This window comes from Streptomyces sp. NPDC002032 (assembly GCF_042890765.1).
Taxonomy (GTDB): domain Bacteria; phylum Actinomycetota; class Actinomycetes; order Streptomycetales; family Streptomycetaceae; genus Streptomyces.
The window spans coordinates 510,798-530,648 of the sequence record NZ_JBIASM010000003.1; the positions used below are offsets into that span (position 1 = coordinate 510,798).

20 protein-coding genes are annotated in these 19,851 nt (G+C 73.4%); 8 read left to right on the forward strand and 12 right to left on the reverse strand.

The genetic code is table 11. From position 1 onward, the window contains the following. Nucleotides 1–110: 110 nt before the first annotated feature. The 3 genes from ACFYYT_RS10465 to ACFYYT_RS10475 all read left to right on the forward strand — a co-directional run bounded on the left by ACFYYT_RS10465 (nucleotide 111) and on the right by ACFYYT_RS10475 (nucleotide 1,692). A complete protein-coding gene (locus tag ACFYYT_RS10465) occupies nucleotides 111–740 on the forward strand; it encodes a PH domain-containing protein (RefSeq protein WP_351825502.1) in 630 nt (209 codons plus the stop codon). Nucleotides 741–823: 83 nt separating this feature from the next. Beyond that, nucleotides 824–1,399, forward strand: a complete 576-nt coding sequence (locus ACFYYT_RS10470; protein WP_388607431.1) for a VanZ family protein — start codon at nucleotides 824–826, stop codon at nucleotides 1,397–1,399. 80 nt (nucleotides 1,400–1,479) lie between these two features. Continuing rightward, on the forward strand, nucleotides 1,480–1,692 hold the full coding sequence (locus tag ACFYYT_RS10475) for a PspC domain-containing protein (protein ID WP_351825500.1): 213 nt from the start codon (nucleotides 1,480–1,482) through the stop codon (nucleotides 1,690–1,692). 39 nt (nucleotides 1,693–1,731) lie between these two features. On the opposite strand, the gene ACFYYT_RS10480 is transcribed toward ACFYYT_RS10475, so the two are convergent. The 3 genes from ACFYYT_RS10480 to ACFYYT_RS10490 all read right to left on the reverse strand — a co-directional run bounded on the left by ACFYYT_RS10480 (nucleotide 1,732) and on the right by ACFYYT_RS10490 (nucleotide 4,198). Continuing rightward, nucleotides 1,732–2,511, reverse strand: a complete 780-nt coding sequence (locus ACFYYT_RS10480; protein ID WP_351825498.1) for a hypothetical protein — start codon at nucleotides 2,509–2,511, stop codon at nucleotides 1,732–1,734. A 129-nt stretch (nucleotides 2,512–2,640) separates the two neighbouring features. Then, complete coding sequence (locus tag ACFYYT_RS10485; RefSeq protein ID WP_351825496.1) at nucleotides 2,641–2,910, reverse strand: hypothetical protein; 270 nt, start codon at nucleotides 2,908–2,910, stop codon at nucleotides 2,641–2,643. 139 nt (nucleotides 2,911–3,049) lie between these two features. Beyond that, the gene (locus tag ACFYYT_RS10490) at nucleotides 3,050–4,198 is read right to left on the reverse strand and encodes an adenosine deaminase (protein ID WP_351825494.1); all 1,149 of its coding nucleotides are present in this window, start codon (nucleotides 4,196–4,198) and stop codon (nucleotides 3,050–3,052) included. A 113-nt stretch (nucleotides 4,199–4,311) separates the two neighbouring features. On the opposite strand from ACFYYT_RS10490, the gene ACFYYT_RS10495 reads away from it, so the two are divergent. Continuing rightward, nucleotides 4,312–5,031, forward strand: coding sequence for an alpha/beta hydrolase (locus tag ACFYYT_RS10495; RefSeq protein WP_351825492.1), 720 nt, complete (start codon nucleotides 4,312–4,314; stop codon nucleotides 5,029–5,031). A gap of 42 nt (nucleotides 5,032–5,073) precedes the next feature. On the opposite strand, the gene ACFYYT_RS10500 is transcribed toward ACFYYT_RS10495, so the two are convergent. Together ACFYYT_RS10500 and ACFYYT_RS10505 are read right to left on the reverse strand one after the other, a co-directional pair. Further along, a complete protein-coding gene (locus ACFYYT_RS10500) occupies nucleotides 5,074–6,582 on the reverse strand; it encodes a CehA/McbA family metallohydrolase (protein WP_351825490.1) in 1,509 nt (502 codons plus the stop codon). Then, nucleotides 6,569–7,828: an ATP-grasp domain-containing protein gene (locus ACFYYT_RS10505; RefSeq protein WP_351825488.1), complete on the reverse strand. Its 1,260-nt coding sequence runs from the start codon at nucleotides 7,826–7,828 to the stop codon at nucleotides 6,569–6,571. The genes ACFYYT_RS10500 and ACFYYT_RS10505 overlap by 14 nt, the downstream gene beginning before the upstream one ends. Nucleotides 7,829–8,095: 267 nt before the next feature. Here ACFYYT_RS10505 and ACFYYT_RS10510 point away from each other — a divergent pair, with 267 nt between their 5' ends. Beyond that, nucleotides 8,096–9,178: a helix-turn-helix transcriptional regulator gene (locus tag ACFYYT_RS10510; RefSeq protein ID WP_351825486.1), complete on the forward strand. Its 1,083-nt coding sequence runs from the start codon at nucleotides 8,096–8,098 to the stop codon at nucleotides 9,176–9,178. Here the strand turns inward: ACFYYT_RS10510 and ACFYYT_RS10515 are convergent. Beyond that, entirely contained in the window at nucleotides 9,175–10,104 is a 930-nt protein-coding gene (locus ACFYYT_RS10515) for a LysR family transcriptional regulator (protein ID WP_351825484.1), read from the reverse strand. The genes ACFYYT_RS10510 and ACFYYT_RS10515 overlap by 4 nt on opposite strands. Nucleotides 10,105–10,223: 119 nt before the next feature. Here ACFYYT_RS10515 and ACFYYT_RS10520 point away from each other — a divergent pair, with 119 nt between their 5' ends. The 3 genes from ACFYYT_RS10520 (at nucleotide 10,224) to ACFYYT_RS10530 (ending at nucleotide 13,518) form a co-directional block, all read left to right on the forward strand. Then, nucleotides 10,224–11,513 (forward strand): MFS transporter, encoded by a 1,290-nt coding sequence (locus tag ACFYYT_RS10520; protein WP_351825482.1) that lies wholly within the window; start codon nucleotides 10,224–10,226, stop codon nucleotides 11,511–11,513. A gap of 200 nt (nucleotides 11,514–11,713) precedes the next feature. After that, nucleotides 11,714–12,430, forward strand: coding sequence for a L,D-transpeptidase (locus ACFYYT_RS10525; RefSeq protein WP_351825480.1), 717 nt, complete (start codon nucleotides 11,714–11,716; stop codon nucleotides 12,428–12,430). Between the two features lie 77 nt (nucleotides 12,431–12,507). Continuing rightward, nucleotides 12,508–13,518 carry a sigma-70 family RNA polymerase sigma factor gene (locus ACFYYT_RS10530; protein ID WP_351825478.1) on the forward strand — a complete coding sequence of 337 codons (1,011 nt, stop codon included), beginning with the start codon at nucleotides 12,508–12,510 and terminating at the stop codon, nucleotides 13,516–13,518. Here ACFYYT_RS10530 and ACFYYT_RS10535 read toward each other — a convergent pair. From ACFYYT_RS10535 to ACFYYT_RS10560, 6 genes are all read right to left on the reverse strand, one after another. Further along, nucleotides 13,405–13,743 carry an STAS domain-containing protein gene (locus ACFYYT_RS10535; RefSeq protein ID WP_351825476.1) on the reverse strand — a complete coding sequence of 113 codons (339 nt, stop codon included), beginning with the start codon at nucleotides 13,741–13,743 and terminating at the stop codon, nucleotides 13,405–13,407. The two genes, ACFYYT_RS10530 and ACFYYT_RS10535, sit on opposite strands and share 114 nt — an antisense overlap. A gap of 110 nt (nucleotides 13,744–13,853) precedes the next feature. After that, nucleotides 13,854–15,131 (reverse strand): thymidine phosphorylase, encoded by a 1,278-nt coding sequence (locus ACFYYT_RS10540; protein WP_351825474.1) that lies wholly within the window; start codon nucleotides 15,129–15,131, stop codon nucleotides 13,854–13,856. Nucleotides 15,132–15,233: 102 nt separating this feature from the next. After that, nucleotides 15,234–15,644, reverse strand: a complete 411-nt coding sequence (locus ACFYYT_RS10545) for a cytidine deaminase (RefSeq protein WP_351825472.1) — start codon at nucleotides 15,642–15,644, stop codon at nucleotides 15,234–15,236. Then, nucleotides 15,641–16,903 (reverse strand): ABC transporter permease, encoded by a 1,263-nt coding sequence (locus ACFYYT_RS10550; RefSeq protein WP_351825470.1) that lies wholly within the window; start codon nucleotides 16,901–16,903, stop codon nucleotides 15,641–15,643. Before ACFYYT_RS10550 ends, ACFYYT_RS10545 begins: the two co-directional genes overlap by 4 nt. Continuing rightward, nucleotides 16,900–18,015: an ABC transporter permease gene (locus ACFYYT_RS10555; protein WP_351825468.1), complete on the reverse strand. Its 1,116-nt coding sequence runs from the start codon at nucleotides 18,013–18,015 to the stop codon at nucleotides 16,900–16,902. The genes ACFYYT_RS10550 and ACFYYT_RS10555 overlap by 4 nt, the downstream gene beginning before the upstream one ends. After that, nucleotides 18,012–19,757 (reverse strand): ABC transporter ATP-binding protein, encoded by a 1,746-nt coding sequence (locus ACFYYT_RS10560; protein ID WP_388607598.1) that lies wholly within the window; start codon nucleotides 19,755–19,757, stop codon nucleotides 18,012–18,014. Before ACFYYT_RS10560 ends, ACFYYT_RS10555 begins: the two co-directional genes overlap by 4 nt. Nucleotides 19,758–19,851: the final 94 nt, after the last annotated feature.

Consider the following 19,851-nt stretch of genomic DNA (forward strand, 5'->3'; position numbering starts at 1 on the left):
GTAGCGACCTGTCACCCCCCTCGTGCCCATAAGAGCGTGACATCCGCCATCGGTGCGCCGGTCCGGCCGCGGCCGGGAGGGTCCGGGCGGCGTACGGCACAATCGGCGGCATGACTACGCCCTCCCCGCACGAGCCGGTCTACGCCGACCGCGTCTACCGCTCCCCCATGGCCGTCGTCACCGGGGTGCTGCTGCTGGCCCTGATCGGCTGGCTGTGCGGGGACGCCGTCGTCCGCGGTGGGGGCACGGCGCGCTGGGCCGGGCTGGCCGTCGCGCTGTTCGCGGTGCCGCTGACCGTCGCCTTCACGCTGCGGCCGGCCGTCTTCGCCAACGACGACCGGATGCGGGTGCGCAATCCCTTCCGGGTGATCACGCTGCCGTGGGCCTCGGTGGACGCGGTGCGCGCCGGATATTCGGCGGAGGTGCTGGCCGAGGGGTCGAAGTACCAGCTCTGGTCGGTGCCGGTGTCGCTGCGCGACCGGAAGAAGGCGGGCCGCAAGCTCAGCCGCCGGGACGCGCTGAGCGGCAAGGGCCTGGGCGCGGACACCGGTCCCGCGGACGCCGCCGGGACGCCCCGGGCCGCCGCCGACCAGGCCGTGGACGAGCTGCGGGAGCTCGCCGAGCGCGGGGCCGCGCGGCCCGGCGCCCAGGGCTCCGTCACCGTGAAGTGGGCCTACGAGGTCATCGTGCCCGCCGTGCTGGGCGCGGTCGCCCTGGCCGTCCTGCTCATCACGGGCTGATCCCGCGCCCGGCGATCAGCGACGTGGGTCACTCGGATGGGGTGAGCGGAACCGGCGCCGCCGGGGGGCGCGTCCTCGCAGGTGTGCACCGTCATGAGGGCAGCGGCAGCGCCGCCACCGCCACACAGCTCCCGCTCCGGCTCCGCCTCCTGAGCGGGGCCCTGCTGGCCGCTCATCTGGTCCTCGTCGGATGGCTCACCCTGCGCCCGCTCGACGTCCCCTGGGCGGCGGCCGCCAACCTGGACCTGCTGGAGGGGATCCGCGCGGACCTCTCGTACGGGCCGCTGGAGGCCGCCCACCGGATCGGCGACGGGCTGGCGCTGCTGGCCCCGCTGGGGGCGCTGCTGCCGCTGGCCGGGGGCCGGCTGGCGCTCACGCCGCTGGCCGCCTGGGCCTCGCTGGCCCGTACGGCGGCCGCGGCCGTGCTGATCTCCCTGAGCATCGAAATGCTCCAGACGGCGGTCCCGGGCCAGGTCGTGGACGTGGATTCGCTGCTGCTGAACACGCTCGGGGTGGTCCTCGTCCACCTCGCCGTCGTGCCGGCCCTGCGCGCCCGGGTGCGGCGCTCGCGGGAGCCTCAGGGGTCCACCCCGAGAATTACCAGGGTCGGCCTCGGCCGCTGGACCGAGGTCCTTTCGGCGGTACCGCGCGAGTATTGAGGCATCGCGCGGAACGCATTCGCGGAACGCCCTCGCGGAAAACATCCAGGGACGCGCGAACACCTACGAAGGAGAACACCATGAGCGCGCTGACCCGGCCCCGCGACGGACGGATGATCGGCGGCGTCTGCGCCGGGCTCGCGCGGCGTTTCGGAATCAAGGCGAGGACGATGCGCGTCATCTTCGTGCTCTCGTGCCTGCTGCCCGGCCCGCAGTTCCTCATCTACCTGGCGCTGTGGCTGCTGCTGCCGAACGAGAAGGCGGCGGCCGGCTCGGGGCAGACCGCCTGGTGACCCCGCTCCGGCGCGGCCCGAGCGGGCCCGGAGCGGCGCTCAGCCCGCGCTCTTGACCTTCTCCAGCTGCTTGTCCGCGACCTCTTGCGGAACCAGCGCCTTCTTTTCGGCCGCCGCCACGTTGAGGGCCATCAGCCGCACCACCCGGTCCCCCTGGCGGACGACGACCAGGTGGACCTGCGCCGACACGCCCGCGGCGGCGGCGGTCGTGGTCCAGCTGACGCTCTCGTCGCCCCCGGTCTTGTACGGGACCGCCTTCACGTCCCGGTAACTGCCGGTCTGCTTCTGGACGGTGGCGGTGAACCCCGCGCCACAGGCGGCGACCGCGTCGCGCAGCCGGGACAGGACCCGCTTGGCGTCGCCCTCGGAGTAGGAGCTGACGGAGGCGGAGACGGCGAGACCGATCTGCTTCTGCGAGCCGATGCCCCGGTTGACGGTCTCCACCGCGGCCGGGTCGGGCTTGTCGCCCATGATGTCGGCGAGCGGCTGGCAGGCCTTCTTGTCGGCCTGCGGCTGGCCGTCGGGCGCGTTCGGGTTCTTGCCCTGCGCGGAGATCTGGTAGCCGGGCAGTTCGCCCGGCGCGAGGGCGGCCGCCTCCAGGGTGGCGTCCTTGGCCTTGGGCGCGGCGGAGACGGCGGGACTGCCCGGGGCGCCCGGGGCGGGGGCGGCGGCGGACCCCTTGGGGTCCGGGGACTTCCCGGCCGTCGGCGCGTCCCCCGAACCGCTCGTCGAACTGCTGCATCCGACCGCTCCGAGGAGCAGGGCGGGAAGCAGCGCGAGGGTGGTCGCGGGGACCGTGAACCGTGCCTTGATGCGCATGACCGAACCTCATACCCAGTGCGTCGGCGGGCAGTTGGTCGTGATCGTGGCACACCGCGCGACGCGGCGCACACCGCCTCGAAGGGGTGTGCGCCGCGCGTGCGGACGTGCGAATCCTCGGGGCGTGCGTCAGCCGCCGAGGCCGTTCAGCGCGCCGGTGGCGGGGGCCAGACCGCCGAGCAGGCCGGTGACCGGGGCGGTCGGGTCGGAGGACTGCTGGCCGTCGTGGCCCTGCCCGGTCTGGTTCGTGAGCGAGCTGGTGGCCCCGGTGACGGAGCCGAGGGCGTCCGTCAGGTTGGCGGCCGGGAGACCGGCGGCGGAAGCGGTACCGGCCGCGCCCGCGGCGAGGGCGGCTCCGACGACGGCGAGACCGAGGGACTTGGCAGCTGACAGCTTCATGAAGGATTTTCCTTGCGAAGGGGAATTGGGCGGCTCCGCAACCTAGCCACTTCAAACGCCCGCCCGCAAACATCCTTCAATATGAGAAAGCGCCCGGGAGCCGAGGCCCCCGGGCGCTTTCCGTGTACGGCCGCGCGTCTCAGACGGAGACAGAACCGCTGGTCGAAGCGGTCTGCTGGAACAGCCATTCCGACTTCAGCTCCGCATAACCGGGCTTGATCACTTCATTGATCATCGCCAGCCGTTCATCGAAAGGAATGAACGCGGACTTCATCGCATTGACGGTGAACCACTGCATGTCATCGAGCGAGTAGCCGAAGGTGTCGACCAGGTGCTCGAACTCGCGGCTCATGCTGGTGCCGCTCATCAGCCGGTTGTCGGTGTTGACCGTCAGGCGGAAGTGCAGCTTGCGCAGCAGGCCGATGGGGTGCTCGGCGTACGAGGCGGCGGCGGCGGTCTGCAGGTTCGAGGTCGGGCACATCTCCAGGGGGATGCGCTTGTCCCGGACGTACGAGGCCAGGCGGCCCAGCTTCACCGAACCGTCGGCGGCGACCTCGATGTCGTCGATGATCTTCACGCCGTGGCCGAGCCGGTCGGCGCCGCACCACTGCAGGGCCTGCCAGATCGACGGCAGGCCGAAGGCCTCGCCCGCGTGGATGGTGAAGTGGTTGTTCTCGCGCTTGAGGTACTCGAAGGCGTCGAGGTGGCGGGTGGGAGGGAACCCGGCCTCGGCGCCGGCGATGTCGAAGCCGACCACGCCGTTGTCGCGGTAGCGGTTCGCCAGCTCGGCGATCTCCAGCGCGCGGGCCGCGTGGCGCATCGCGGTCAGCAGTGCGCCGACGCGGATGCGGTGGCCGTTGGCCTTGGCGCGGCGCTCGCCCTCGCGGAAGCCGTCGTTGACGGCCTCGACGACCTCTTCGAGGGTCAGGCCGGCTTCCAGGTGCTGCTCGGGGGCGTAGCGGATCTCGGCGTAGACGACGCCGTCCTCGGCCAGGTCCTCGGCGCACTCGGCGGCGACCCGGAAGAGGGCCGCCTTCGTCTGCATGACCGCGCAGGTGTGCGCGAACGTCTCCAGGTAGCGCGGGAGGGAGCCGGAGTCGGCGGCTTCGCGGAACCAGATGCCCAGCTTGTCGGCATCGGTCTCGGGAAGGTTCTCGTAGCCGGCCTCGCGCGCCAGCTCGATGATGGTCCCGGGGCGCAGACCACCGTCGAGGTGGTCGTGCAGGAGCACCTTCGGGGAGCGGCGGATCTGATCCGGCGTGGGCAGGTTGGAGGTCTCGCTCGTCATCTGGGCACTCTAGCTCCTACGCGCGTAGAGCGCCGGACGGCGGCCGGGGTCGATATGTAACAGAGACCGTACGGACGGGTGGCGTACACCTGTCAGTCTGAGACTGTTCCGCCATGGCACAGCATGCGCCGCCGGCGCGCGGGGCCCGCCTGGGGCGGGCGGCCGGCGCGAACGGCTCGGTCTCGACGGTCAGTGGCGTGGTCCTCCTGCTTCCCGGGGCGTCCAGATTCTCCCCCGGTCCGGTACGTCCGCTCGCGCGGGCGCTGGCCCGGGCGGGCCGGCAGGACGGCCTGGTGGCGCACGCCGTCACCTACGGGGCGGGTTCCCGCGAGGAAGCCGCGCGGTGGGCGGCCGACGAGGCGGTGCGGCTCTACGGCGACGTCCCGGTCTGCCTGGCCGGGCACGGCGCCGGGGGCGGGACGGCGCTGCGGGCGGCTGGCCACGGGGCCGTCAACTCCGTGCTGGCGATGGCACCTTGTTTAGGGGACGCCGCGCACGGCGCCTCCCCTGAACCGGTGAAACAGCTCGCCGGGCGGCAGGTGCTGATCGTGCACGGCACCAACGACGCGCGCAGCGACCCGGAGGCCTCCTTCCTGCTGGCGGCCCGGGCCAAGAAGGCGAACCGTTCCACCTGCCGGTTCGAGGTGCACTCCGACGGTCATGGGCTGCGCGAGCACCAGGCGGAAGTCGTCGCGCTCGCCGTGGACTTCGTCCTCGGCGCGATGCTGTCCGGCCGGTACTCGCGGCCCGTCACGGACGCGCTGGCGGCGCCGCCGCCGCTGGGGCTGCGGATGCCGCTGGCCTCGGGATTCGGCCGGTCCCTGCGGGGGTGAGGCCCTCCCGTCGCCCTCGGGCGGGTGGCGGGGCCGGGCCGGTCAGGGGGCTTCGAGGAAGACCGGGTTGGTGAGGGCCGCCGGGGCGCCCGGCAGGGGCGGGGCCGTCGGCGGATGGCGGACCTCGGCGCGGACGTAGGCGGAGCGCGCGGGGGTGGTGTGCCACTCCAGCGGGGCGGGGGCCGTCGCGGCGGCGGCCGGGACGGTGAGGACCACGCCTTGGTCGGTCACCAGGCGCAGCTCGCAGCCCTCGACTCCGGCGCCCGTCGCCGACAGGCGCACCCGTACGTCCGCGTCCGGGCCTTCGGCGCGCAGGCGTTCGCCGATGCCCGCGTGGGCGCCGTACGGGGTCACCGCGTCGAAGGCGACCGTGACGCGGTCGGACTCGGCGGCGTAGCAGCGGCCGGCGCGCAGGCCCGCCAGGACCGCGCCGCGGGTCAGGTCGTCGGCCAGGACCACCGTCTGCGGGGAGCCGACCCGGTCGGGATCGCGGTGGTAGTCGCTGCCCGCCACGGCCGGGAGCCGGCGCTCGCCGCGGGCGCCGCCGCGCAGGGTGGCGTCCCAGGACGCCAGCGCGACCTCGTCGTCCGGGGTCCAGGGCCCGTTCCAGACCTCCACCGCGTCGGCCTCGCCGAAGCCGAACTTCCAGGCGCATCCGACGCAGGTGGCGTGCGGGTGGGCGGGGACGACGAGGCCGCCGGCGCCCCGGACGGCGCGGGCGAAGCGGCCGAAGCGGTCGTCGCGGGCACGGTAGCGCCAGTCGACGAAGGTGCCGGGGTCGGTGCCGACGGCCAGGACGTGGCCGGTGCGGGTGGTGATCTCCTCGCCGGTGAGGACGAGGAGCTCCGGGGGGACGACGCCGGCCCAGGCGGTGTGCGCGGAGTGGGTGTTGTGCTCGGAGGAGTTGATGAAGTCCAGCCCGGCGGCGCGGGCGAGGACGGCTATCTCGGCCGGGGTGCGGCGGCCGTCGGAGTGCACGGAGTGGATGTGGCAGTCGCCCCGGTACCAGGAGCGGCCGCGGCCCCGGGCCCGCTGGGGCGGGTAGCGGCGGGGGGCTTCGGGGGCGGCCGGGCCGAAGGAGAAGGCGGCGGTGATCTCGTAGGCGAGGCCCTGCGGGGCCACGGAGTAGGGGCCGAGCAGCAGGTGCCAGCGGCCCGGGGTGAGCGGGCCGGGGAGGTAGCCGGGGGTGGCCTCGTCGGTGCGCAGGAAGAACGCGGCGCGGGCGCCGCCGGACCAGCCGCGGAAGCCGCGGCCGCCGAGGGCGGTGCCGTGCGGGTCGAAGATGCCGATGTCGAGGGCGTTGCCGGGGGTGCCGGGCGGTACGGGGGGCTTGTCGTAGGTGTAGGAGACGCGTAACTCGCTGACGCCCGGCGGGACGTCCAGGGGTATCTCGACGAAGTCCGGTGCGCCGGGCGGGAGGGTGCCGCGCAGGGTCGTGGTCCGGGGGGCCGGGGTGCCGGCGGGGGCGGCGGCCGGGGTGTCGGCGGGGAGGTGCGGGGTGGCTGCGGCGGCGGCGCCGCTCGCCAGCAGATCGCGTCTAGTCATCGCCATGCCCCGAGCGTGGCCGGGGGATGTGAATCCCGCGTGGATTCGGTGTGTGGGGGGCCGGGTCCGGGGCGGGAACGCGCAGCAGGGCGGTCGCGCGGTCCAGGCTGCGGGCGAGGGCGTGCCGGGTCGGTCCGGTGGCCAGGACGTACGCGTGGTGCAGGGACCCGGAGGGGGCATGGTGGACGGTGGCGTCCGCCGGGACGGCGAGGGGGACGCGGACGACGCCGGGGACGGCGCGGGCGGCGGCGAGGGCGCCGGTGAGGCCGTCGAGGCGGCAGCCGGGCGGGAAGTCGACGTAGCGCAGGCCCGCGTGGGCGGCGACGGGCAACCTGCGGACGGGCTCGGGCAGGCCGAGGGCGGCGGCGACGGCCGTACCGAGCACGTCGGTGCCGTGGGTGAGGCGCAGCAGTTCGGCGCACTCCTCGGCCCCGGGCCGGGCGTGCGCCTCGGCCAGGCGGGGCCCGTACGGGGTGAGGACGACCTCGGCGTGCGAGGGACCGTCGCGGTGCCCGGCCAGATCGAGCACTCCCCGTACGAGGGCCCGTACGGCCTCGGCGGTCCCGGCGTCGAGCGCGACGGGCACCTGGTACCCGGGCCCCCGCCGCACCGCGGCCGCCGCCGCACCCGAACGCGGACCGGCCCCGGGGGCGACGCCGGCCCCGGGCCGGATCCCGGCCGCGACGCGCACCCCCGGGGGCGGGGCCGGGTGCGGGGCCGGGTGGTGGTGGGTCCAGCCGAGGACGCGGTGGTGGCCCTGGCGGGAGAGGGCGGCGACGCCGAGTCGGGGGCCCTCCAGGTACTCCTCCACCAGCAGGTCCGTCACCTCGGGGTAGTCGTGGACGGCGGCCTCCGCCTCGGCCGCGTCCCGGACCGCGCGCACCCCCTCGCCGCCGGAGCCCGCGCGGGGCTTGACGACGCAGGGGTAGCCGATGAGGGCCGTGAGGAAGGGGAGCAGGGCGGCCCGGCCGCAGCGGACGAAGGAGACCGGCCGGGCGGCGTGCAGGGCGTTGGAGCGGGCCCGCAGGGCGGCCTTGTCCATGAGGGCGGTCACGGCGTCCGCCGGGGTGCCGGGCAGGCCCAGGGCCTCGTTGGCGCGGGCGGCCGCGAGGGCCGCGTCGGGGCCGAAGCCGAAGACGCAGGCCCGGCCGGGGCGGACCTCCGCCAGCCGGCCGAGGGCCCCGACCAGGCGGCGGTGGTCGCGCCAGTCCGTCCGTACCCGCCGCTCCGCCCCCTCACGGTCGGATGGCACCGATGGACCCGGCGCGACCACCACGGCGCGCGCACCCGCACGGCGGGCGGCGGCGACCTCGGCGGGGCCCGGGCTGAGCAGGAACGCCACGGGGCGCTGCCGTGGGCTGGTCGTCGTCCCGATCGGCATACCGCGCTCCCCCCGTCACGCCGTGCGCCCACTCTGCCGGTTCGGCATATGCCGGAAGCCGCCGTTCAGGCGTCGAGTTGCCGCCTTGCGGGAACACGAGGGGTTTACGAATGGGCACACACAGGGACCAATAGGCATATGCCAGCAGAGGGAGTCGAGGGCGAGCGCGCGTACGACGGTGACCTGAGTCCCGCCGCACGGCGGCTGTACGCGTACGCGGTCGAGCGGCACGCCTTCACCGCGGCCGAGGCCACCGCGGCGCTCGGCGCCCGCGCGGCCGCGGCGGTCACCGAGCTGGCCGCCGCCCATCTGCTCCAGCGGGCCCCCGGCCCCGGCCCGGAACGCTGGAGCGCGGTGGCGCCCCGCGCGGCGGCGGCCCGGGCGCTGGCCCCGCTCGCGCTGCTCGTACGGGAGACCCACGACGAGATGGACCGGCTGCGCGGGCGGCTGGAGGCGCTGGTGCCCGCGTACGAGACGGGGACGGCGCACCGGGACCAGGGCGGGGCGGGCCGGCTGGAGCTGGTCACGGACCTGGGGGCGGTGCGCGGGCTGATCGCGGAGCTGGTGGCGGGCTGCGAGCGGGAGCTGCTGACCTCGCAGCCGGGCGGCGGCCGGCCGCAGGAGACGCTGGAGGAGGCGGTCGGGCGGGACGAGTCGCTGCTGGCGCGCGGGGTCCGGATGCGGACGATCTACCAGCACACCGCGCGCTACTCGCGGCCCACGGCGGCGTACGTCGAGCGGGTGACGGCGCTCGGGGCGCAGGTGCGGACCCTGGGCGACGGGCTGATGCGGATGCTGATCTTCGACCAGCGGACGGGGCTGATGGCGGTGCCGGACCGGACGGGGGCGGCGCTGGTGGTGCGGGAGCCGAGCGTCGTGCACTTCATGACGGCGGCGTTCGAGCGGTCGTGGCTGGGGGCGCAGCCGTTCCCGACGACGGTGAGTCCGGAGGCGGCCCGGTCGATCTCGGACGAGCTGCGGCAGACGATCGTGCGGCTGCTGTCGGAGGGGCTGGAGGACAAGGTGATCGCCCGGCGGCTGGGGATGTCCGAGCGGACGTGCCAGCGGCACATCGCGGAGGTCATGCGGGCGGTCGGGGCCAAGTCCCGCTTCCAGGCCGGGTACTTGCTCGCCTCCACCGCCGCCGGCGCCACCGGCGCCGCCACTGCCGCCGCCTCCACCACCGCCTCCACCACCGCCCTTCCGTCGGACTCCTCCTAGGGGGCCGGTTCCACGGGCGTCTCCAGGTCCGGGATCAGGCGGCCCCTGCGCGAGAGCAGGAAGCGCTTGAACTCGGCCACCGGCGGGGTGTCGGGGTGGCCGTCCAGCCAGGCCACCCCGATCTGGCGGACCGCCCGGGGGGCGGTCACCGTCAGCTCCACCACCCCCGGCCGGGGTACGGCGGGCGGCGGCAGGAGAGCCACCCCCAGGCCCGCCGCGACCAGGCCGCGCAGGGTCTCGGCCTCCTCGCCCTCGAAGGCGACCTTCGGCGTGAACCCCGCCTCCGCGCACAGGTCGTCGGTGATGCGCCGCAGGCCGTACCCCGCCTCCAGGGTGACGAAGGTTTCCTCGGCGGCCTCGGCGAGCCGGATCCGCTTGCGCACGGCGAGCCGGTGGTCGTCGGGGACGACCAGGCGCAGCCGCTGTTCGTCGAGGCGGCGGGTGACCAGGTCGGGGGCGTCGGGCAGGGGCGAGGTCAGGCACAGGTCGAGCGCGCCGGCCCGGAGCTTCGCCAGCATGGCCTCGCCGTAGTTCTGGACGAGGGAGAACCGTACGCGCGGGTGGTCGGCCCGGAAGGCGCGGATCAGCCCGGGCACGGTCTCGGGGCCCAGGGTGTGCAGGAAGCCGAAGGCGACCTTGCCGAAGGAGGGGTCGGCGTCCTGCTGGACGGACTCGGCCGCGCGGGCGATGCCGTCCAGGGCGGGTTCGGCGGAGGCCAGGAAGGTGCGGCCGGCCGTGGTGAGGGAGACGGTGCGGCCCTTGCGGGCGAACAGCGTGACGCCCAGGTCCTGTTCGAGGCGGACCATCGCACGGGACAGGGTGGACTGCGGTACGCCCAGTTCGTGGGCGGCGCGGGTGACGTGCTCGTGCCGGGCGACGGCGGCGAAGTAGGCGAGGCGCGGGGCCAGCAGGCGTGTCACGGCCATGTCTTCTTCGTAACGGTTCGTTGACATGTACGCCCCTGAGCTGTGGTGATGCGCGAGTGGATCGATTATGCCGAATTCGTGCATTGGACGCATGAAAAACAGGGACCTACCTTCGACGTATGCCTCCCGCTCATACCGGGGCACCCGTCATCCCGGGTGCCTCCACCGCGTCGTCCCCCGGGCCCGAAGCCCTCTCCCCCGGCCGCCCCGGCTACCGCCGGATGAGCCTCGCGCTCTTCGCCGCCGGACTGGCGACCTTCGCCCTCCTCTACTCCACCCAGGCCCTGCTGCCCGCGGTCTCCGCCGGTTTCGGCGTGACGGCGGGTCAGGCCAGCTGGACGGTGTCCGCGGCCACCGGCGCGCTCGCGCTGTCCGTCCTGCCGCTGAGCGCCCTGTCCGAGCGGTTCGGCCGGACCCGGATGATGTCCTGGTCGATGGTGATCGCCGTCTGCGTCGGCCTGCTCGTGCCGTTCGCGCCGAGTCTGGAGTGGCTGGTGGTGCTGCGCGCGGTGCAGGGGGCGGCGATCGCCGGCATCCCCGCCTCCGCGATGGCGTACCTGGCGGAGGAGGTCCGGCCCAGGGCCCTGGTCGGGGCGATCGGGCTGTTCGTGGCGGGCAATTCCATCGGCGGCATGAGCGGCCGCATCGTGACCGGCTGGGCCGCGCAGCTGTGGGGCTGGCGGGCCGGGCTGCTGACGGTGGGGCTGATGGCCCTGGCCTGCGCGGTGGCCTTCCTGGTGCTGCTGCCCCGGGCGCGGTTCTTCCGTCCGGCGTCGCTGAACCCGCGCGCGGTGGGACGTACGGTCGCCGGGCACCTGCGCGATCCGCTGCTGCTGCGGCTGTACGGGATCGGCGCGCTGTTCATGACCGTCTTCGGGGCCGTGTACACGGTCATCGGCTACCGGCTGGTCGACGAGCCCTTCTCGCTGGGGCAGGGCGTGATCGGGTCCGTCTTCCTGGTCTACCTGGTGGGTACGGTCTCCTCGGCCGCCGCCGGGCGGCTGGTGGCCCGTACGGGCCGGCGCGGGGCGCTGTACCTGGCGGTGACCACGACCGCGCTGGGCCTGCTGCTGTCGCTGGCGGACTCCCTGGCGGCGATCCTCGCGGGGCTGGTGCTGATCACGGCGGGCTTCTTCGCGGGGCACGCGGTGGCGTCGGCGGCGGTGAGCCGGACGGCGAAGTCGGGCCGGGCGCAGGCCTCCGCGCTGTACCAGTCCGCGTACTACCTCGGCTCCAGCGCGGGCGGCACCCTCGGCGCGCTGGCGTACCACGCCTCGGGGTGGGCGGCCACGGTCGGCATCGCGCTGCTGGCGGTGGTGGGCGTCGCCTCGATCACCCTCTACGGGTCCCACGCGGCCCGGGCGGAACGCGCGCGGCAGCTCCCGCACCGGGCCGCGACCGCCCGCTGACCCGGCGCGCCGCTCCCGGTACGCGGCCGGTCCGCACCCCGTACGCGGCCGGTCCGCTCCCGTACGCGGCCGGTCCGCTCCCGTTCACTCTGCCGGACCCCCTGACGGATGCGGCCGCAGCCCCTACGCTCGCGGAGCGGCCCGCCGCGTCCGCGGGGCACCGGGCCCCCGGGCGCCGGGGCGGGTCAGGGGAGGACCGGATGGCGGGGATACGCGTGCGCGCGCGGCGGCGTGCTGCGGCGGTGATCGGCGGGGCGCTGGCCCTGACCGCGGCGACGCTGGCCACGGGGGGCACGGCGGCGCAGGCCGCCGGAGCCGCCGCCTGCAACGTGACGACGGGGCCGTACCAGCGGCAGGTCGAGCAGTTCCTGGGACGGCCCGTGGACGGGGTGCAGTCGGCCGCCGACTGCGGCGCCATCCAGGCCTTCCAGGCCACCCACGGGATCACCCCCACCGCGGGGTACGCCGGTCCGCTGACCTGGCAGACCATGAGCACGATGCTCGCGCAGCGGGCGGCGGGCAAGAACCCGAACGCGAACGGGACCTGCCCCACCAACCTGGGGCGGATCGCCTGCGTGGACCTGACCCGCCAGCTCAGCTGGATCCAGGACGGCGCGGCCCTAAAGTACGGACCGGTGCCGGTGCGCACCGGCAAGGCCGAGACCCCGACGCGGACCGGACTGAAGAAGATCTACTACCGCAGCATCGACCACTGGTCGACGATCTACGACGTCTCGATGCCGTACGCGCAGTTCTTCGACGGCGGCATCGCCTTCCACTCGGTCACCAAGAGCATGTGGAACCCGCCGGGTTCGGGCGGGTGCGTCAACATGACGACGGCCGACGCCAAGGCCTACTGGAGTCTGCTGGGCAACGGCGAGGACGTGTTCGTGTACGGGCGCAAGCCCGGCACCTGACGGTCCCGCGCCAGCGGCTGCCGTTGTCGGACCCCTCGGGTAGTTTCCGGAGGAGACGGACTACCTGGGGGCATGACATGAGCGACCTGGCGACGACCTCACCGGAGCTGGACTCCGCGATGGAGCGCTACCGCGTGGAGCTGACCGGCTACTGCTACCGGATGCTCGGTTCGGCCTTCGACGCGGAGGACGCGGTGCAGGACACGTACGTCCGCGCCTGGCGGGCCCACGCCAAGTTCGAAGGGCGCTCCTCGCTGCGCTCCTGGCTGTACCGGATCGCCACCAACGTCTGCCTGGACCTGCTGAACGCGGGGAACAAGCGGGCCCGCCCGATGGACCTGAGCGCCCCGCAGCACCAGTCCTCCGCCGTGCTGAACGAGCGGCCCGAGGTGACCTGGCTGGAGCCGGTGCCGGACGGGCGGGTGCTGCCGCAGACCGCCGACCCGGCGGAGGCGGCCCTGGCCAAGGAGTCCGTCCGGCTGGCCTTCGTGGCGGCGCTCCAGCACCTGCCGCCCAAGCAGCGCGCGGTGCTGATCCTGCGGGAGGTGCTGGCCTGGAAGGCGGACGAGGTGGCGGGGCTCCTGGAGACCACCGTGGCCTCGGTCAACAGCGCGCTCCAGCGGGCGCGGGCGACGCTCGCCGGCGCCGGGCTGCGCGACAGCGACGCGGCGGACCCGCTCGACGCCGAGCAGGCGAAGCTGCTGGAGCGGTACCTGTCCGCCTTCGAGGCCTACGACATCACGCGGCTCACCGCCCTGCTGCACGAGGACGCGGTCCTGTCGATGCCGCCGTTCGACCTGTGGCTCCAGGGCCACGCGGACATCGCCGCCTGGCACCTCCACCAGGGCATCGGCTGCAAGGGCTCCCGGCTGCTGCCCACCACGGCGAACGGTCTGCCCGCCTTCGCGCAGTACCGGCCGCGCGAGGACGGCCGGCCGGGCTGGACCCCGTGGGCGCTCCAGGTGCTGGAGATCTCAGGTGGGAAGATCACCGGGCTCAACGCCTTCCTCGACACCGACCGGTGGTTCCCGCTGTTCGGGCTCCCCGAGCAGCTCGACGAGTCCTACGAGGTCCAGCAGGGCGCGTAGCGCGGGGCCCGCCCCGGTCACGGTGAAGGCGCCCCGGCCCCGGGCGGCCAGCCGGAGCCGGGCCAGGACCTCCACGGCGCCGAGCCCCGGCGCGGTGACGTCCGAGGCGTCGCAGACCACCTCGGTGGCCCCCGCCTCGTAGAGCAGGGCCAGGCGCGCGCACAGCCGGCCCGCGTCCGGGGCCGTGGGGGCGGGTCCGGGCAGGGCGATCCGGGTGATCTTCACGAGGGGGTGACTCCCCCGCCGCCCGGAACTCATCGGCGCGCGTCTGCGCCCGGTACGCGCGACGGGACCGGCGGGGGTCCGCCGGTCCCGTCGCGACGGGGGCTCGCGGGTCAGGCGATGCGGTCCAGGACGATCGGGGTGGCGGCGAACGCCGTGCCCGCCGGGGCGATGTCGAAGACGCCGTCCAGCGAGGCGAGGGCGTACTCGAACTTCTCCGGGGTGTCCGTGTGCAGGGTCATCAGCGGCTGGCCGGCCACCACGGTGTCGCCCGGCTTGGCGTGCAGCTCGATGCCCGCGCCGGCCTGCACCGGGTCCTCCTTGCGGGCGCGGCCGGCGCCCAGGCGCCAGGCGCCCACGCCCACGCCGTACGCGTCCAGGCGGGTCAGCACGCCGGACTCGGGGGCGGTGACCACGTGGCGCTCGCGCGCGACGGGCAGGGCCGCGTCCGGGTCGCCGCCCTGGGCGGAGATCATCCGGCGCCACACGTCCATGGCGGAGCCGTCGGCGAGGGCCTTGGCCGGGTCGGCGTCCTTGATGCCGGCCGCGTCCAGCATCTCGCGGGCCAGGGCCAGGGTCAGCTCGACCACGTCGGAGGGGCCGCCGCCGGCCAGGACCTCGACGGACTCGCGGATCTCCAGGGCGTTGCCGGCGGTGAGGCCGAGCGGGGTGGACATGTCCGTCAGCAGGGCGATCGTCTTGACGCCGCTGTCGGTGCCGAGGGCCACCATCGTGGAGGCCAGCTCGCGGGCGTCCTCGATGTTCTTCATGAAGGCGCCGGAGCCGACCTTGACGTCCAGGACGAGCGAGCCCGTGCCCTCGGCGATCTTCTTCGACATGATCGAGGAGGCGATCAGCGGGATGGCCTCGACGGTGCCGGTGACGTCGCGCAGGGCGTACAGCTTCTTGTCGGCCGGGGCCAGACCGTCACCCGCGGCGCAGATGACGGCGCCGGTGGTGTCGAGGACGTTCAGCATCTCCTCGTTGGAGAGCAGCGCGCGCCAGCCGGGGATGGACTCCAGCTTGTCCAGGGTGCCGCCGGTGTGGCCGAGGCCGCGACCGGAGAGCTGCGGCACGGCCGCGCCGCAGGCGGCGACGAGCGGGGCCAGCGGGAGGGTGATCTTGTCGCCGACGCCGCCGGTGGAGTGCTTGTCGGCGGTCGGGCGGGACAGGGAGTCGAAGTTCATCCGCTCACCGGAGGCGATCATCGCGGCGGTCCAGCGGGCGATCTCGGCCCGGTTCATGCCGTTGAGCAGGATGGCCATGGCCAGCGCCGACATCTGCTCGTCGGCGACGACCCCGCGGGTGTAGGCGTCGATGACCCAGTCGATCTGCTCGGGGCTGAGCTCGCCGCGGTCCCGCTTGGTCCGGATGACGGAGATGACGTCCATGAGGTGACTTCCTTCTACGCGCATAGAGATGAGGGGAGAAAGTTTCGGGGGAGGGAAGCGGGACGGCCCTCCGCCCGGTGGGGCGAAGGGCCGTCGACACGGCTATCTCAGGTGGTCGGGCCCGAAGGCCTGGGGCAGCATGGCGCTCAGCGGCAGGATCCCGTCCGGGGTCTCCACCAGCAGGTCCGGGCCGCCGAACTCGTAGAGCAGCTGGCGGCAGCGCCCGCAGGGGACGAGGATCGCGCCCTTGCCGTCCACGCACGTGAAGTGGGTGAGACGGCCGCCGCCGGTGGCCTGGAGGGAGGAGACCAGCCCGCACTCGGCGCACAGCGCGAGTCCGTAGCTGGCGTTCTCCACGTTGCAGCCCGTCACGACCCGGCCGTCGTCGGCCAGCGCGGCCACCCCGACCGGGAAGCCCGAGTACGGGGCGTACGCCCGGGTCATCGCGTCCCGGGCGGCCGTCCGCAGGGCGTCCCAGTCGACCGTCTGGTCCACCGTCCGGTCCGCGGTCACTTGCCCTGGCCCTTGCGGTACGGCAGGCCGTCCGCCTTGGGCATGCGCAGGCGCTGCGCCGACAGGGCGAGCACGAGCAGCGTGGTCAGGTACGGGGCGGCGTCGACGAACTGGCTCGGCACCGAGTCGGTGACCAGGTACCAGACCAGGAGACCGACGGCGCAGAACGCGGAGATGACGCCCGGCAGGTACTTCTTCTTGTACAGCTGCCAGGCCGCGACGAGCGCCAGCAGGATCGCCAGCAGCAGGAGCAGGGCGTGCACGTTCTCGGAGCCGCGCAGCTTGAGGCTGTCGACGAAGCCGAAGAGGCCCGCACCCAGCGCCATGCCGCCCGGCATCCAGTTGCCGAAGATCATCGCGGCGAGACCGATGTAACCGCGGCCGCCGGTCTGGCCCTCCTGGTAGATCGGGCTGGCGACCTCGGAGAGGAACACACCGCCGAGGCCCGCGAGGGCGCCGGAGACGATCACGGCGATGTACTTGTACTTGTAGACGTTGACGCCCAGGGACTCCGCCGCGGTCGGGTTCTCACCGCAGGAGCGCAGGCGCAGGCCGAAGGTGGTGCGCCACAGCACCCACCAGGTGCCGGGGATGAGCAGCAGCGCGACGACCGTCAGCAGGGACAGCCCGGTGACCAGGCCGCCGACGACGCCGGCGAGGTCCGAGACGAAGAACCAGTGCTTGCCCTGGAGGGTGGTCATCCAGTCGGACAGCCCCGGCACGGTGATCTTGTAGATCTCATCGACGCGCGGCGACTGCTTGGAGGAGCCGCCGGGGGCGTCCGCGAAGGTGAAGTTCGACAGGTACTGGGTGAAGCCGAGCGCCAGGATGTTGATGGCCACACCGGAGACGATGTGGTTGACGTTGAAGGTGACCGTGATGATCGCGTGCAGCAGGCCGCCGACGGCGCCGCCGGCGATGCCGACGAGGACGCCGGTCCAGGGGCCCCACTGGTAGCCGGCCCAGGCACCGAACCAGGTGCCGAGGATCATCATGCCTTCGAGGCCGATGTTGACGACGCCCGCGCGCTCGGACCACAGACCGCCGAGGCCGGCGAGGCCGATCGGCACGGCGAGGGAGAGCGCGCCGGAGACCTGGCCGACGGAGGTCAGGTCCTCGGCACCGCTGATCACGCGGACCAGCGAGACGAGCGCGAGGGCGCCCGCGATGATCAGCATGATCATCGCAAGGGTCAGCTTCTTGCGGCCGGCCGGCTTCTGCGGAGCGGCGTTCTTCGCGGGAACGGTGCTGGTGCTCACGCCGCGACCTCCTTCTCGGTCTTGATGGCGTGGCCTGCGGCCAGTTCCTCGCCGACCTTCTGCTGCTGTCGGCGGATGCCGTAGCGGCGGACGAGCTCGTAGGAGACGACCACCGCGATCACGATCAGGCCCTTCATGATCGTGCCGATCTCCTTCGCGTACCCGGCCGTGTCGAGCGAGGCCGAGGCCTTGTCGATGAAGGCCATGAGGAAGGCGGCGAAGAGGATGCCGACCGGGCTGTTGCGGCCGAGCAGCGCGATGGTGATGCCGGTGAAGCCGACGCCCACCGGGAAGGACAGGTTGTACGTGTGCGTCTCGCCCAGCAGCTGCGGCATGCCGGACAGGCCCGCGACGGCGCCGGAGATCAGCATCGAGGTGATGATCATCTTCTTGGCGTCGACACCGGAGGCCTGGGCGGCGGACTCGCTGGCGCCGGTGGCGCGCAGGTCGAAGCCGAAGCGGGTGCGGTTGAGGACGAACCAGTAGACGACGCCGAGGGCGAAGGCCACGAAGGTGAAGCCGTAGATCTCCAGGCCGTCACCGATGGTGAGCGCCGGGAACCAGCCGGACTGGGCGATGTCGCCGGTCGTCAGGTCGTTGGAGCCCTCGGGCTGGACGCCGAGGTTCTTCGGCAGGATCAGCCAGGCGATCAGGCTGGTCGCGATGGCGTTCAGCATGATCGTGGAGACCACCTCGCTGACGCCCCGCCGGGCCTTCAGCACGCCCGCGATGCCGGCCCAGAAGGCACCGGTCAGCATGGCGACGGCGATGATCAGCAGGATGTGCAGCGGGCCGGGCAGCGTGACCGCCGTGCCGACGACCGCGGAGATCATCGCGGCGAGGCGGTACTGGCCGTCGACGCCGATGTTGAAGAGGTTCATGCGGAAGCCGATGGCGACGGCCAGGGCTGCCAGGTAGTACGTACCGGCCTGGTTCAGGATGAGGACCTGGACGTCCTCGTAACCGGCGTTCTCGACCATGAGGCGCAGCGGGTCGATCGGGTCGATGCCCGTCGCGGCCAGCACGATCATGGTCAGCAGGAAGGCGGTGACCAGGGCGAGCAGGGGCCCGGCGAAGGCGAGGAGCAGCCGGTCCTTGTCGAGTTTCTTCATCGGGCCTCGTCCTCCGGGGAGTCGGTAACGGCCTGGCCGGTACCGGCGGCGGAGTGGTTGTCGGTTGCTTCCAGGTGCCCGGAGGCGGCGCCCGTCATGGCGGTGCCGAGCTCCTCGGGGGTGACGGTCGCCGGGTCGGCGTCCGCGACCAGGCGGCCGCGGTAGATCACGCGCAGGGTGTCGGACAGGCCGATGAGCTCGTCCAGGTCGGCGGAGATCAGCAGCACGGCCAGGCCCTCGCGGCGGGCCTCGCGGATGGCGTCCCAGATCTGCGCCTGCGCGCCGACGTCCACACCGCGGGTGGGGTGGGCGGCGATCAGGAACTTGGGGTTGTGGCTCATCTCGCGGCCGACGATCAGCTTCTGCTGGTTGCCGCCGGAGAGCGAGGCCGCGGTGACGTCGATGCCGGGCGTGCGCACGTCGTACTCGCGCACGATCCGCTCGGTGTCCTTGCGGGCGGCCTTCAGGTCGAGGACGCCGCGCTTGGAGTTGGGGGCCTCGGTGACGTGGCCGAGGATGCGGTTCTCCCACAGGGGGGATTCCAGCAGCAGGCCGTGCCGGTGCCGGTCCTCGGGGATGTAGCCGATGCCGCCCACGCGACGGGCGCGCACGGGGGCGTCGGTGATGTCCGTGCCGTCCAGGGCGATGACGCCCGAGTCGGCGGCGGCCATGCCCATGAGGGCCTCGATCAGCTCGGTCTGGCCGTTGCCCTCGACGCCCGCGATCCCGAGGACCTCGCCCTTGTGGATCGTGAAGGTGATGTCGTCGAGGAGCAGGCGGCCGGCCGCGACGTGCTCGCGCACGGCGGAGTCGGCCGGCTCCTGGGCGGACAGGCTCTCCGGTTCGGTGACGACGGCGCCGCCGGCGGCCAGGGTCAGGCCCTTGACCTCCAGCATCGGTACGTCGGTCACCGTCGACTCGCGGGTCTCCGGGGAGGGCAGTTCCGCGCCGACCATCAGCTCGGCGAGCTGCTTGGGCGTGGTGTTGCGCGGGTCCGCGGTGCCGACGGTGGTGCCGCGCCGGATGACGGTGATGTCGTCGGCGACCTTCAGCACCTCGCCCAGCTTGTGCGAGATGAAGATGACGGTCAGGCCCTCGGCCTTGAGCTCGCGCAGGTTGTCGAAGAGGGCGTCCACCTCCTGCGGCACGAGCACGGCGGTCGGCTCGTCGAGGATGAGGATCCGTGCGCCGCGGTAGAGGACCTTCAGGATCTCCACGCGCTGGCGGTCGGCGACACCGAGGTCCTCGACCAGGGCGTCGGGACGCACGCCGAGGCCGTACGCGTCCGAGATCTCCTTGATCTTCTTGCGGGCCTTGGCGCCGATGCCGTAGAGCTTCTCGCCGCCGAGAACGACGTTCTCCAGGACGGTGAGGTTGTCGGCCAGCATGAAGTGCTGGTGCACCATGCCGATGCCGCGGGCGATGGCATCGCCGGGGCTGCTGAAGGAGATCTGCTCCCCGTCGATCGCGATGGTGCCCTCGTCCGGCTTCTGCATGCCGTAGAGGATCTTCATCAGGGTCGACTTGCCGGCGCCGTTCTCGCCGATCAAGGCGTGGACCGTGCCCTTGCGGACGCTGATCGCGATGTCCTTGTTGGCGACGACGCCGGGGAAGCGCTTGGTGATGCCGTGCAGTTCGACGGCGAGAGGGGGGCTGGACGCGTTGATGACGCACTCTCCTTGGCGCGGAAGGAGCTGGAAAGCCAAGTTGGCAGGGGGGACAGGGCGGGGGAGAGAAGGTATCGCGTCCACGATGCCTCTACGCGCGTAGCACTGTCGGAAGTGAAAACTTGCGGCCAACTGGCCACAAGTGAACACGGACTGAGGGAGACCGGCG